This is a genomic window from Streptomyces sp. B6B3 (genome assembly GCF_039871525.1).
Taxonomy (GTDB): domain Bacteria; phylum Actinomycetota; class Actinomycetes; order Streptomycetales; family Streptomycetaceae; genus Streptomyces.
This window is the reverse complement of record NZ_JBDPLU010000004.1, coordinates 480,794-493,828: the sequence shown is the minus strand read 5'-3', so window position 1 is coordinate 493,828 and position 13,035 is coordinate 480,794. Positions and strand designations below refer to the sequence as shown.

The 13,035-nt window shown below is 73.1% G+C and carries 12 protein-coding genes; 2 read left to right on the top strand and 10 right to left on the bottom strand.

Features of this window, described 5'->3' with window-relative positions; translation table 11 throughout:
- Positions 1-398 precede the first annotated feature (398 nt).
- Both ABGB06_RS12410 and ABGB06_RS12405 read right to left on the bottom strand, forming a co-directional pair.
- Complete coding sequence (locus ABGB06_RS12410) at positions 399-1,082, bottom strand: hypothetical protein (protein ID WP_347588335.1); 684 nt, start codon at positions 1,080-1,082, stop codon at positions 399-401.
- Positions 1,083-1,236: 154 nt separating this feature from the next.
- Positions 1,237-2,280, bottom strand: coding sequence for an NAD(P)-dependent alcohol dehydrogenase (locus ABGB06_RS12405; protein ID WP_347588334.1), 1,044 nt, complete (start codon positions 2,278-2,280; stop codon positions 1,237-1,239).
- 103 nt (positions 2,281-2,383) lie between these two features.
- Here ABGB06_RS12405 and ABGB06_RS12400 point away from each other — a divergent pair, with 103 nt between their 5' ends.
- On the top strand, positions 2,384-2,971 hold the full coding sequence (locus ABGB06_RS12400) for a TetR family transcriptional regulator (RefSeq protein ID WP_347588332.1): 588 nt from the start codon (positions 2,384-2,386) through the stop codon (positions 2,969-2,971).
- Positions 2,972-3,115: 144 nt separating this feature from the next.
- On the opposite strand, the gene ABGB06_RS12395 is transcribed toward ABGB06_RS12400, so the two are convergent.
- Positions 3,116-3,847 (bottom strand): alpha/beta hydrolase, encoded by a 732-nt coding sequence (locus ABGB06_RS12395; RefSeq protein ID WP_347588330.1) that lies wholly within the window; start codon positions 3,845-3,847, stop codon positions 3,116-3,118.
- 429 nt (positions 3,848-4,276) lie between these two features.
- On the opposite strand from ABGB06_RS12395, the gene ABGB06_RS12390 reads away from it, so the two are divergent.
- Positions 4,277-6,649: a hypothetical protein gene (locus ABGB06_RS12390; RefSeq protein WP_347588328.1), complete on the top strand. Its 2,373-nt coding sequence runs from the start codon at positions 4,277-4,279 to the stop codon at positions 6,647-6,649.
- Between the two features lie 89 nt (positions 6,650-6,738).
- Here the strand turns inward: ABGB06_RS12390 and larC are convergent, their stop codons facing one another.
- From larC to ABGB06_RS12355, 7 genes are read right to left on the bottom strand one after another with little or no spacing between them, the layout of a single operon-like run.
- On the bottom strand, positions 6,739-7,929 hold the full coding sequence (gene larC / locus ABGB06_RS12385) for a nickel pincer cofactor biosynthesis protein LarC (protein WP_347588326.1): 1,191 nt from the start codon (positions 7,927-7,929) through the stop codon (positions 6,739-6,741).
- Between the two features lie 10 nt (positions 7,930-7,939).
- Positions 7,940-8,791 carry an ATP-dependent sacrificial sulfur transferase LarE gene (gene larE, locus ABGB06_RS12380; protein ID WP_347588324.1) on the bottom strand — a complete coding sequence of 284 codons (852 nt, stop codon included), beginning with the start codon at positions 8,789-8,791 and terminating at the stop codon, positions 7,940-7,942.
- Positions 8,788-9,444 (bottom strand): GntR family transcriptional regulator, encoded by a 657-nt coding sequence (locus ABGB06_RS12375; protein WP_347588322.1) that lies wholly within the window; start codon positions 9,442-9,444, stop codon positions 8,788-8,790. Before ABGB06_RS12375 ends, larE begins: the two co-directional genes overlap by 4 nt.
- Before the next feature lie 51 nt (positions 9,445-9,495).
- Positions 9,496-10,419: an NAD(P)-dependent oxidoreductase gene (locus ABGB06_RS12370; RefSeq protein WP_347588321.1), complete on the bottom strand. Its 924-nt coding sequence runs from the start codon at positions 10,417-10,419 to the stop codon at positions 9,496-9,498.
- The gene (locus tag ABGB06_RS12365) at positions 10,406-11,449 is read right to left on the bottom strand and encodes an ABC transporter substrate-binding protein (protein ID WP_347588319.1); all 1,044 of its coding nucleotides are present in this window, start codon (positions 11,447-11,449) and stop codon (positions 10,406-10,408) included. Before ABGB06_RS12365 ends, ABGB06_RS12370 begins: the two co-directional genes overlap by 14 nt.
- Positions 11,449-12,255, bottom strand: coding sequence for an ABC transporter ATP-binding protein (locus tag ABGB06_RS12360; RefSeq protein ID WP_347588317.1), 807 nt, complete (start codon positions 12,253-12,255; stop codon positions 11,449-11,451). Before ABGB06_RS12360 ends, ABGB06_RS12365 begins: the two co-directional genes overlap by 1 nt.
- Positions 12,255-13,028, bottom strand: a complete 774-nt coding sequence (locus ABGB06_RS12355) for an ABC transporter permease (RefSeq protein ID WP_347588315.1) — start codon at positions 13,026-13,028, stop codon at positions 12,255-12,257. Before ABGB06_RS12355 ends, ABGB06_RS12360 begins: the two co-directional genes overlap by 1 nt.
- Positions 13,029-13,035 lie beyond the last annotated feature (7 nt).

Genomic DNA, 13,035 nt, shown 5'->3' with positions numbered 1-13,035 from the left:
CTGATCCTGATGCCCAGGTCCCGCAGCCACCGGCGACCGAGCAGCCGCCGGACGCGGCCGGGAGCGCCTGGCGCGGCTGCCCGAGCTGTCCCCTGTGGAGCGCTTCGGACCGTTGCGGTCCCTTCGAGGCTCATGACATGACAGGGGTAGGTTCGGACCGGCTCATGGTGACTCCCTCGTGCTGGAACGCAGGTGTCCTGCAAGCTACGACTTAATTCCGCCTACAGCAATACATTCGCTGGAACTTCCCTCTATAGGAAAAAGTGGCCATCGATGGCCGGCCGGCGGACCGTTGATCGCCATCCGGAAAGGGCCGGCCGGGCGGGGCGATCGCCCCACCCGGCCGGCCCGGAGTGGTCGTGGTCATTCAGCGTCGACGTCGCTGTCGCGCCACCCGGTCACGTCTTCGCGGTGTCCCACGAGCTGGAACCGAAGGTGCGCAGCAGGACGACCAGCGCGGCCCCCAGTCGCCAGTCCGTCTCGGGCGCGTGCAGATGCAGCTTGTTGCCTCCGGACCGGAACTCCAGCAGCTTCCGACCACCCGCGCGCCAGCGGATCCGCCGAGGGCCGCGCGCGACACCACCCTCGTTGCCGGGGACACCGTCGAGAACGGAGAACACGAGGATCAGCGCCATCACGGGCACCAACGGCCACCACACGCACCACCAGAGGATCCGACCCTTGAGGCCCACCGCCTCGGGGCCGCCGGGCTGGGACACGGTCCAGCGGGTGCGCAGGCCCCTGCCGCGGAGCGCCTTCTCGCGCACGAACGTGCCGATGAGCTCGCCGTCCGCGTCGAGCACCTGAAACGTCGCGACGCCGCCGGTCGCCGACCGGGTCACCACGGTGGCCACCCGCTCCCGGCGGTGCTCGTCGGCCCACAGGACGAGGGAGCGTGCGCCGCTGCCGCGGGCCGCGAGGTAGGCGGGTATGCCGCCGGATGGCAGCTCGCGCTCCGCGTACGCGACCACCCGGGCCGGTCCCGATCCGTCGGAGAACTCGACCATGCCCATGTCGGGCGCCGGGGTGCCGTCGTCGCGGACGCTTCTCCGGGAGAATTTCATGGCCAGTACGCTGCTCACCCGACGCGCCCCTTCGTGCTTCGCGGGCGCGCGGCACCGGTCGCGCCCACGCAACAGCCTCGGCTGCCCCCGCCCTACAGGAGGCGAAACGATACCCGGTCGGCCCGTCGCGGGCGGGGGCCGAGGTTGGCGGAGAGGCCGTCGGCGTCCTTCGTCAGCCCAGGTCGGACAGGTCGAGCACGAAGCGGTAGCGGACGTCGTTGCGGGCCAGGCGGTCGAGAGCCGTGTTCACCTGTGCCGAGGGGAGCAGCTCGATCTCGGCGGTGATGCCGTGGTCGGCGCAGAAGTCCAGCATGGCGGCCGTCCCGGGGCGGCCGCCGCTGCCGGCCGAGGTGAGCCTCCGGCGGCCGATGAGCAGGTCCATCGTGTCCACGGTGACCGGGCCGAGGTGTCCGAGCTGGCTGAGGGTGCCGTCCATGGCGACCAGCCGCAGGTACGGGCCGAGGTCGTGCGGGGCGGAGATGGTGTCGATGACGACGTCGAACCCGTCCCGGGCCTCGGCCATCCGCCGCGGGTCCGTGGACACGACGAGGCCGTGGGCGCCGAGGCGGCGGGCGTCGTCGGCCTTGTCGGGCGAGCGGCTGATGACCGACGTGGTGGCGCCGAGCGCCACGGCCATCCTGACCGCGAGATGGCCCAGGCCGCCGAGTCCCGCCACGGCGACGCGGCTGCCGGGACCCACCCCCAGGGCGTTGAGGGGTTCCCAGACGGTGACACCGGCGCAGAGCAGCGGGGCGGCGGCGGCCGGGTCCAGGCCCGGGGGAAGCGGGTAGGCGAACCGGTCGCGGACGACGTACTCGCGGGAGTACCCGCCCAGCGTGGTGGATCCGTCCCGCCGGTCGGTGCCACCGTAGGTCAGGGTCGGGAAGGCGCGGCAGAAGTTCTCCTGGCCGGCCCGGCACATGGCGCACTCGCCGCACGAGTCGACGATGTTGCCGACCGCGACCGGGTCACCGACGGCGAAGCCGGTGACCGCGGGCCCGGTCTCGGTCACCACGCCCGTGAACTCGTGCCCTGGTACCAGGGGGAGTCCCGCGTCGGCGTCGTGGTCGCGCAGGGCGTGCACGTCGGTGTGGCACACACCGCAGTAGTCGACGCGCACCGCGAGATCGTCCACGCGCAGGTCGCGACGCTCCAGCCGGGTACGCCGAAGCGTCGCCGTCGGGCCGTCCGCCTGCCATCCGGTCGTTGTCCGCACAGCGCCCGCACCTCTTCTCAAACAGACTGTTCGGTCTGTCCGTGAGCGTAGGCTGTGTTCCCGAGAGAGGCAAACCAACCGTTCTGTTTGCTAATCTCGGACCATGCCGGACCAGCCCCTGACCTCCCGCGGCGCGGCGACCTACCAGCGCATCCTGGACGTGGCCACCCGGGAGTTCGCGCAGCACGGCATCGCCGGGGCGCGCATCGAACGGATCGTGTCGGCCGCGCGCACCAACAAGGCCCAGCTCTACGCCTACTTCGGCAGCAAGGAAGGGCTCTTCGACGCGATCTTCTTCGGCTCGTTGGAGCGGATCACGAACGTCGTGCCGATCGACGCCACCGACCTCGCGGACTGGGCCGTCCGCCTCTACGACGAGTACCTGCGCCGGCCGGACCTGATCCGGCTGGCCACCTGGGCGCGGCTGGAGCGCCGTCCCGTCGGGCATCTCGTGGCCGACCACGACCGCCACGACGACCGGAAGCTGCGGGCCATCGCCGAGGCCCAGGCCGCCGGGCGGGTGCGTCAGGGGGATCCGTTCGACGTGATGGCCATGGTCATCGCCATGTCCATGGCCTGGTCACCGGTCAGCAACGTCTACGCGGCGAGCGACGAGGAGCCCTCCGCCGCGCACGAACAGCGCCGCGCCCTGCTCCGGGCATGCGTCCGGCGCGCCGTCGCGACCGACTGACCGGGCGGAGGCGCGCCGGCCCCGACCGGCCAGCCCCGACCGGCCGGTACCGGCGATGGCCGGCACCGGCGCGATCGGGGCGGTTGCTGAGCGGCGTCCCGGCCGGCGGCTCCTAGCGTCTGCCGGCGGTCTGACGGCCCGGACTCACCTCAGGTGCCGGGCGAAGAACCGACTCCCGTCGTCCCCCTCGAACCCCGGAATGCCGGTGTGCCCGCCCATGTTGGCGTGCAGCGTCTTCTCCCCGGAGCCGAACGCGTCGAACAGGTCCAGGGCCGCCTGCCGGTCGTTCCCCTCGTCGTCCCACTGCAGCAGGACCAGCAGCGGAACGGTGACCTGCCGGGCCTCCTCGAACATGGCGCGCGGCACGAAACTCCCGGCGAACAGCACGGCGGCCGCGATGCGCGGCTCGACCACCGCCAGCCGGACGCCGACGGCGATCACCCCGCCCGCGAACCCGACCGGGCCGCCGATCTCGGGCAGCGACAGGAGTGCGTCCAGGGTGGCCCGCCATTCCGGGACCGCCTGGTCGACCAGCGGGAGGACGAGCCGGTCGACGATCTCGTCGTCGACCGGCTCGCCGGCCTTCAGCGCCCGCCGCAGGTCGGCGCGGGCCGCCTCGGCGGCAGCCGAACGGGGCCGGTCGCCGCCCCCGGGGAGCTCGATGGTGGCGGCGGCGTAGCCCTCCGCCACGGTGTGCCGGGCCCGGGCCGCCAGTCGGGGATACATCCCGCGCAGGCCGCCGGGGTGGCCGAGCAGGATCAGCGGGGCCGGTGCGGATGCGGATCCGGGCGTCCACAGGATGCCGGGGATCTCGCCGAGGGTGAACTCGCGCTCGAGGACGTCGTCGTCGAGGCGCCGTTCGGAAGTGAAGAGCACGGTCGTGCCTTTCGGGAGTGCTCGAGAACGGCGCTCCCGGACGACCTATCGCCCGACCGCGACCCCGGAGGGGAGCACCCATGTCGATACTGCGTTCACGGGTACCACCTCCTCGTTCTCCGGCACGGCCTCCGGAAAGCTAGCAGCGGTCGCCGCGGCCCGCCAACGGGTTTTCGCGTCGGCGGTCGCCCCGGGCTGTCAGAGCCGACGGGTAGGGTCTGCGGCAAGCGGGAGGGAAGGGCGCGGGGAGCGCGTTCGTCCAGGTCAGCGGCCCTCGGACGGTGATGGCCTGTCAGATCGAGGCTCCGTCGGATCGAGCCCCTGTCGGATTCGGGCCCTCAGATCGACGACCCGGCGGCGGCCGGGACCCGGAGTCCCTCGCTCCCGATCGACCCGTCCGCCGACCCACCCGGAAAGTCCCTGGCAACCATGGCACCTGTCGAACCGCACAACCTGTCCCTCGCCTTCCACCTGGCCCCGCCCGCCGTCGTCCCCGCGCTGGTGGGGCGACTCCGGGAGGACACCCGGAGACTCGCGGGCAGCGGCGAGCCGCTCCCGTCGCGACTGGTGGAGCTGTTCGTCGCCGCGGACGATCGGGAGCTGCTGGAGGCCGTCGCCGGCTCGCGGAGCGAGCGGACCTTCACCCTGGGGCGACGGCAGCCACGGGTGTTCCGGCGCCTCGCCGCCGCGGGCGATCCCCGGCTGGGGCCGCTGCTCTACGCGCCGTCGCTCACCTACCGCGGGCTGGACGAGATCCGCGCCGCCGTGCTGGCCGGGGCGGCGAGGAACCCGGACGCCCCGGGCTGGCGGGAGCCCGGCGGCCTGGTGCCGACGCTTCTCGACCCGACGTTCGGCTCGGGCATGTACGCGGCATCGCTCAGACCCGCGCTGGCCGGACCGTTCCCCGAGCTGATACGCCACGCCCTCGCCCGGAGCCCGTATCTCGGGATGGCGCACCAGCTGTCCGCCTGCCGGGCCATGCTCGCCTTCGGAGGGCGGGAGCGACTCGCGGAGCTCGCCGGGCTGCCCGAACTCCGTGCCGAGGTGGCCGGTGTCGTCCGGCGTGCGGTGGACGCCCGCGACGCATCCGCCGCCCTCGCCGACGACGCGACGGTGGCCGCCTGGATCGCGGAGGCGAGCGCGACGGACTGGGACGCGGCGCTGGCCGGGCACCGGCGGGGCGAGCTGACCGTGGCGGAGCTCCTGAAGCTGCGCGACCTCACCGGATGCCCGGAGGAGTTGGCGACCGCCGCCGTCCGCGAACGCCTGCTGGGCCACCGCTGGAACACGGTGAAGAGCATCCACGAGCTGCGTGACGCCCTGGAGCAGGGCATCGAGGAGGGGTGGTGCCCCGCGGAGCGGGCGCTGGCGGAGGTGCGGACCGCCCAGTGGGCCGTCAACGGGCTCTTCTACCAGTGGACCGTGGACCCCTATCGCGCGAAGTACCGGAGGATGACGGAACGCGTGGGCCCCGCCGTGGCCGACCTGGTCGCCCCGCTCGGGGCCGACGTCGCCGCCTGGCGCGCGCTGTTCACCCTGCTTCCGCGCTTCACCGGCTCGGCCACCGAGCTGGTCGCCGCCGCCGTCGACCAGGCCCCCGAGCACCGGGGCGAGGACTGGCCGAGCGACCTGACCGCGCTCTTTCCCGCGCGCTGGGCGGAGGCCAGCCCTCTTCATCCCGCCAGGGCGACGCCCGACCACGTCGCGTTCCAGTTCCTGCTGCGGCACGCCACGGACGACGTCCAGTGTGCGGTCCTGCCGCATGTGGACGACCGGACCGCGCAGCAGATGCTGATCTACCACGTGCACGCTCCGAAGGTCTGGGACCACGTCACCAGGGAGCGCGGCAGGCAGGCGCTGGTCGCCATGGCCGCGTCCCGGGGCCCCGAACGCGACGCGACCGACTTCCTGCTCGGCCACGACGACCCCGACGTCAACGCCACGCTCTACCACCACGGCTGGCTGTCCCCCGCGGCGCGTCGCGCGGTGATGGCCGGCCGGCCGCACGGAGCGGGCCGTACGGAGCGGGTGCCGCTGAGCGAGATGATGGTCGACCACTTCTCCCGCCTGAACGCCTTCTGGGACCGCCATCACCTCGGGCCGCTGTGCGAGTCCGGCCACCCGGAGCTGGTCCGGATGCTGCTCGGCCGGCTCAGGGTGCACACCCCGACCGCCCAGTTCCGGTTGCTGCTGCGCCTGTGGGAACGGCGGGGTCCCGAGGCGGTGCGGGACCTGCTCGCGGAGACGACGTTTCCCGGCCGCCGCGGCCGCACACATCCGTTGCCGAGGAAGCTGCACACCCTGGCCCAGCGGGCGCTGGCGGCCGGGACGCCGGAGGCGGGGCTCGCGCTGCTCCGGAGGCTGGACGAGGAGGCGTGGAGCCCGGCGGGGCGGGCGGCGTACCTGCGGGCCAGCGGCTCCAGGTCGGAGAAGCGGGCTCGCGAGGCGCTGGAGCATCTGACGGAGGAGACCGCGCTGCCCGTCCCGTGGGAGGCGCTGCTCGAGGCGCACCGCGCGGACCCGTTGCCCGACTCGCTGCTGGCCGTTCTCGTGGAGACGAGCGGCTGCCCCCTGGCCCTGTGCGTGGCGGCCCTGCACGACCTGCGCCCCGCCCCGCGCGCCGTCACCGCCCTCGCCACGACCAGACGCCCCGACGTCCTCCGGGCCGCCCGCGCGCTGACCGCCCGCCACCTCGGGAACGACGTCGAGGCGTGGGCGCGCGCCCTGACCCTGTTGCCGGAGTTCGACGGCACGATCCCGGAGCTGCTGACCACGGCGACGGTCGTGGACGGCAGCGACTGACCGAGCGGCGACGGGGGCGAGGCCGGGCTGTTCGCCGCTGGGCGTCGGCGGGGTCCGCGACGGCGTGCCGCTCGGCCTCGGCGCGTCGGTCAGTCGGGCGGGGTGATCGACGCGAGGGCGCGGCCCAGGAGGCGTTTGACGGGGACGCCGGTCGCGGTCGCCGCGGCGAGCAGGTCGTCGTGTTCGGCCTGGACGTTGACGGGTTCGCCGTCGAACCAGGCGACCTTCACCCGCACGCGGTGGCCCGACAGCTCGACCGTGGTCTCGGTCCGGTCGAGGGCGTACTTGGTGGCGTCGACCTCGCGGACGCCGATACTGGAGGTCTCGCGGAAGATCGTCTCGCGCACCGCCGCCCGCCGGTCGGCCGGCACCAGGGCGGAGACGGTGTGGGCGGGGCGTCCCTTCTTCATGAGGATGGGGGTGAGCCAGGCGTCGTCGGCGCCGGCCGCGAGGAGCCGGTCCAGCACGACCGGCCACAGGCGTGGGTCGAGGTCGTCGACGTTCGCCGCGAGCACCACCGTCGGGCCGGGCTCGCGTGGCGTGGACGCCGCGGGCCGGTTCCCGAGGACGACCCGCAGCACGTTCGGGGCGCGCGGGATGTCGGCCGTGCCGGCGCCCGTCCCGGTGCCCGCGAGGCGCATCGCCGGCACCGGGCCCCAGTCGTGGACGTGGTGCGCGAGCAGCGCGGCGCCGGTCGGGGTGCACAGTTCCCGTTCGACGCCGCCGTTGGTCACGGGGGCGTTCACCTCGGAGAGGAGTTCCACGACGGCGGGGACCGGCACGGGCAGCCGGCCGTGGGAGGTCTGGACGGTGCCGCCGCCGAGGGCGACCGGGCCGGCGCCGATCCGGTCGACGCCGAGGTCGTGCAACGCCGCGCAGACGCCGACGACGTCGGCGATCGCGTCGAGGGCGCCGACCTCGTGGAAGTGCACCTTGTCCAGCGGCAGGCCGTGCGCCCGGGCCTCGGCCCTGGCGAGACGGTGGAAGGTCGCGACGGCCCGTTCGCGGGCGTCCTGGGCGAGGCCGGGGCCGGCGTCCTCCAGCAGGCGTCGTACCTCGTTCCAGCCCCGGTGGTGGTGGCTCTCGGCGACGCGGACGTGGGCCTTCAACGCGGCGAGCCCGGCGCGCCGCACCCGCTCGGTCGTGATCTCGACGCCCTCGGTCCGCACCGCGCCGACGGCGTCCCGCACCACGTCCAGAGAGGCCCCGGCGTCGAGCAGGGCGCCCAGGAGCATGTCGCCGCTCGCGCCGCTCGCGCACTGGAACCACGCGTCCACCACGTCGTCCCCATCAGGTCCTTCGGAGCGGGGTCGGCACGAGCTCGACGTCGCGGTAGCCGGCCGCGCGGCCCACGGCCACGACCCGCTGGACCAGGTCGTGTTCCCGGACGAACGTCAGGTCGTCGGGTCCCAGCTCGACCCGGGCGTTGGCGCCGTGGTGGCGCACGCGCAGGATCCGCAGGCCGAGATCGCGCAGGTCCGCCTCGGCGCGTTCGACGCGGCCGAGCCGCTCCCGGGTGACGGGGGTGTTCACGGGGATGCGGCTGGCCAGGCACGGCGCCGACGGCTTGTCCCAGACGGGGAGGCCGATCGCGTGGGCGAGCGCGCGGACCGTCCGCTTGCCGATGCCGGCCTCCGCCAGGGGGGAGCGGACGCCGAGTTCGGCGGCGGCCCGCGCGCCGGGGCGGTCGTCGGCGAGCCGGTCGTCGGCGGTGTCGCCGTTGAGGAGGAGCTCGCCGCCGGTCCCCGCCACGGCCTCCGTGAAGGCCCGGGTGTAGAGCTCGTGCTTGCAGAAGTAGCAGCGGTCGCCGGCGTTGGCGACGTAGCGGGGGTCGTCCATCTCGTAGGTCGTGACCTCGACCAGCCGCATCCCGAGGTCGGCCGCCGTGCGGCGGGCCTGCTCGCGTTCGGCGGCGGCCAGGCTCGGGCTCACGCCGAGGACCGCGACCACCGAGGCGGCGCCCAGCGACCGGATCGCGAGAGCGCACACCAGGGAGGAGTCGACCCCCCCGGAGAACGCGACGGCGACACTGGACGCGCCGTCGAGGGCGATGTGGAAGGCGTCCGCCGCGGCGGCCAGTTCGCCGGTGAGGGGGACCCGCGGGTCGAGGACGGCCTCGGCCGCGGGGGGCGGGTTGCTCACGCTTCCTCCTCGTGGAGTAGGGACAGCAGGCGTTCGCGCACGCGGGCGATGTGCTCGGTCATGCGGGCGCGGGCGAGCGCCCCGTCGCCGACCCGTACGGCGTCGAGCACGGCCTGGTGCTCGGCCAGGGCGTGGGCCGGCCAGTTCCGGCCACCGGCGACCATGGCGAGCGCCACGCGTTGCAGGATGGGCTGGAGAATCCGCGTCAGCTCGGGGTTTCCGGACGCGGCGAGGATGTGGGAGTGGAAGGCCGTGTCGGCCCGGATCAGCCCGGCCGCCTCGTCGTTCTCGAACGCCGTCCGGTGGTCGACGTGGATCTGTTCGAGGCCGGCGGCCAGGTCCGCGCCGCCGGAGGTGGCCGCCAACTCGGCGGAGAGGCCCTCCAGTTCGGCGCGGACCTGGTACAGGTGGACGAGTGCCGACAGGTCCGCCGTGGCGACCACCGCGCCCTGGTGCGGGCGCTCGGTGCCCAGGCCCTCCTGGACCAGCCGCTGGACCGCCTCACGGATGGGGCTGCGCGAGAGGTTCAGCTCCTGGGCGAGGGCGGGCACGCTGAGCCGCTGTCCCGGCAGCAGCTTGCGGCTCAGGATGCGGTCCTTGAGCAGCTCGTAGGCCTGGTCGGCCAGGCGGGCCCTGTTGATCGTCTCGTTCACCGATGTCTCCCTGCGAGGACGACCGGCGCGTGCACACCGGTCGTGCGGCTCTCAGCCGGCGTCATGTCGCCGTGCTCGCCGTCCGGTGAGGTCCTCGAGCGTCTTCAGCACCGCGATGGAGTCCTCGTCACCCAGGCCGGAGGCAAGCGCCATCGTATTGAGATGCTGCGCGGCACGCCCGGTGTTGACCGGCACGAGCAGCTCGTCGGCCATCGTCAGGGCGAGGGCGTTGTCCTTGTGCATGAGGCGCAGCGAGAACGTCGGGCTGAAGTCGCCGTCGACGGCGCGGGCGGCGACGTCGCGGAACAGTGGGCTCACGGACGCCGCGCCGGAGTCGACGACGACGTCGACGAAGGCGCCGGGGTCGAGCCCGGCGGCCTCGGCGAGGACGAGCACCTCGGCGGTGACCGCGTTGATGGTGCCGAGCATGAGGTTGTTCAGCACCTTGGTCGCGGCGGCCGCGCCGGTCGGACCCACCCCCACGATCTGCTTGGCCACCGGGCCGAGGACGTCCGCCGCGAGGGCGACCAGATCCTCCTCGCCGCCGACCGGGAAGGTCCAGGACCCGACCGAGCCGGGGCGACCGAGGATCGGGGCGTCGGCGTACCGCCCGCCGGCGGCCGCCATCACGGCCGCCGCCCGGCGGGCCGTGCCCGGGTCGATGGTGCTGGTGTCCAGCACCGTCACCGCGCGGCCGCCGGCCGCCTCGGCGACCTGGCCGACGACGTCCAGGACTATGGCCGGGGTGGGCAGGGAGAGGACGACCACCTCCGAGCGCGCGACCAGGTCGGAAAGCCCGTCGGCCGGCACGAGCCGCTGCTGCCGGGCGCGTTCGACGGCGGCCGGGGCCGCGTCGTGGACGAGGATCTGGCGGTCCCCTCCCGCGATGCCGGCGGCCAACCGGGCCCCCATCGCCCCGAGGCCGACCACGCCGACGCCGGCGCTTCCGGCGGGAACGCTGTCACTGCTGCTCATCCAGGTACTCCTCTGCGGTCTCGATGAACGGGGCGGTGTCGAAGAAGTCCTCGGGCGGAACGAACTCCGGCACGCCCCCCAGCTCGACGAACGCCTGTTCCGCCTGGCCGACGACGTCGAGGACCTCACCGTTGCGGTACTTCTCCAGCCACTCCTCGTTGGAGAAGTCCTGCTGGAACCGCACCTGGTACTCCAGGTCGTCGAGGGTCGCCTGACCGGCGTACGACGCGTCGAGGACGGTCTGGAGCGCGTCGTCGTCGGCGCGGAACGCCTCGTTGGACGCCAGCCAGCCGCGGATCAGACTGCGCACCAGGTCGGGGTTCTTCTCGTACCACCCGTTGTTGGCGATCCAGCCGTCGGCCACGGCCGCCTCGGGGTAGTTGCCGGCGTGGTCGATCTCGCGAGCGTCGGGCACGCCCTCGCTCAGCCGCAGGTCGTAGGGGACCCAGAGGGCGACGGCGTCGACGGAGCCCGAGACGAACGCCTGGAGAGCGTTGGGCATCGTGGCGTTGACGATGTCGACGTCGGACCGGTCGACGCCGGCGTGTTCCAGGGCGGCGTGGAGGTAGACGTCGGCGGTGGTTCCCTCGGTCAGCGCGAGGGTCTTTCCCCTGAGGTCCTCGACGTTCTCGATGCCCGAGTCGCCCTGGACGTAGAGCCTGGCCGTGGCCGTCTCGAAGGAGTTGACCATGAAGATCCGGCCCTGCCCCTGCGCGGGGAAGTTGGACGTCACGCCGCCCATGATCGCGACGTCGATGTCGCCGCTGACCAGGGCCTGGCTGACCGCGATCCCGGTGTCGAACTCGATCGCCTCCACGTTGACGCCCTGCTCGGCGAAGTGGCCCTCGGTGACGCCGTAGGTCAGCTTGTCGTCCACCGCGATGGTGTGCAGGTAGCCGATCTTGACGGTCTCGGCGCCGGCCGGCGCGTCGGGCGCGCTGAGCCCGCCCTCGTCGAGGAGCCCGCAGCCGGACAGCGCCAGCGTCAGCGCCGCGAGGCCGGCGGCCCAGGCCCTGATGCGCCGGCGCATCAGGCCGTCACCTCGGGACGGGCGAAGCCGGACATGCCGCGCATGACCTCCTCGAGGTGGCGGCGGAGTTCGATGAACTCGGGCGAGGTGCGCGAGGACGGGTCCCGCGGCATCGGCACGGGGACGTCGATGATCTCGTGGACCCTGGCGGGCCGGTTGGAGAGCACGACGATCCGGTGGCTCAGGTAGATCGCCTCCTCGACCGAGTGGGTGATGAACATGGCGGTGCGCTGCTCCTCCTGGTTGGCGGTGTGCAGCAACTCCTGCATGAACTCCCGGGTCTGGGCGTCGAGGGCGGCGAACGGCTCGTCCATCAGCAGGACGCTGGGGTTCGTGGCGTAGGCGCGGGCGATCGCCACCCGCTGGCGCATGCCGCCCGACAGGGCCTTGGGCAGCGTGTCCTCGAAGCCTCGCAGGCCCATCAGGCCGACGTAGCGGTCGACGATCGAGTCGATGGCCGCCTTCTCGTGCTTGTTGGCGCGCAGGGTGAGGCCGAAGGCGATGTTCCGCCGGACGCTCATCCAGGGAAAGACGGCGTACTGCTGGAACACGACGCCCCGGTCATGGTGGGGGCCGGTGACCCGGCGGCCGTCCACGACCACGTCGCCGCCCTCGGGCTCGGAGAAGCCCGCGGCCATCGTCAGCAGGGTGGACTTGCCGCAGCCGCTGGGGCCGAGGACGCTCACGAACTCGCCGTCGCGGACCGTGAAGGACACCCCGTCGAGGACCTCCTTGCGGGTCTTGCCGGTGCCGAAGCCCATCCGGACGTCGGAGAAGCTGATCTTGTCTGTGCTCTTCGCAGCCATCAGGCCACCCTTTCCTGCCAGCGCACGGCGCGCTTCATGACCAGGGCGAGGCCCCGGTCCATGACCAGGGCGCAGACACCGATGAGGATGACTCCGCCGTAGACCATGTCGATCTGGAAGAAGTTCGCGGCGTCCTGGATCGTGGCGCCCAGGCCGCGACGGGCCGCGATGAGCTCGGCGGCGACGAGCGTCGCCCAGCACACGCCGAGGGCGACGCGGACGCCGACGAGGACCTGGGGGATGGCCAGCGGTACGACGACCCGCGAGAAGAGCTCCCACTGCGAGGCGCCCATGGCCCGGGCGGCGCGGATGTAGATCTCGTCGAGCCCGGCGATGCCCTCGTAGATCACGACCACGGAGGCGAAGAACGCCGCGTAGATCAGAATCGACAGGCGCGCCTGTTCGGCGATGCCGAGGTAGACGATCACCAACGGAATGAGGGCGATCGGCGGCAGCGCCCGGAAGAAGCTGATCACCGGGTCGAACATCATCCGCAGCGTGCGGTACCACGCCAGCAGGAATCCGACCGGCAGCGCGACGGCACAGCCCACCGCGACGCCTATCAGCACGCGCAGCACGCTGAGCTGGATGTCACGCCACAGGTCCTGCTCGCGGAATCGGTCGACGAGGACCGTGAGGACCTCGTCGGGGCGAGGCATCTGGCCCTCCGGAAGCACGTCGACGAAGGCGACGACGTACCAGGCGGCCAGCAACAGGGCGAATCCACTCGCCGGCAAGAGAATCCGGCTCAACACTTTCGTCACGTTCGTCACGGGTGAG

Excerpts from the sequence above, each read along its gene's own strand:
- ABGB06_RS12390 (WP_347588328.1), top strand. The coding sequence starts at position 4,277 with ATGGCACCTGTCGAACCGCACAACCTGTCCCTCGCCTTCCACCTGGCC.
- ABGB06_RS12365 (WP_347588319.1), bottom strand. The coding sequence starts at position 11,449 with ATGCGCCGGCGCATCAGGGCCTGGGCCGCCGGCCTCGCGGCGCTGACG.
- ABGB06_RS12400 (WP_347588332.1), top strand. The coding sequence starts at position 2,384 with ATGCCGGACCAGCCCCTGACCTCCCGCGGCGCGGCGACCTACCAGCGC.
- ABGB06_RS12370 (WP_347588321.1), bottom strand. The coding sequence starts at position 10,419 with ATGAGCAGCAGTGACAGCGTTCCCGCCGGAAGCGCCGGCGTCGGCGTG.
- ABGB06_RS12360 (WP_347588317.1), bottom strand. The coding sequence starts at position 12,255 with ATGGCTGCGAAGAGCACAGACAAGATCAGCTTCTCCGACGTCCGGATG.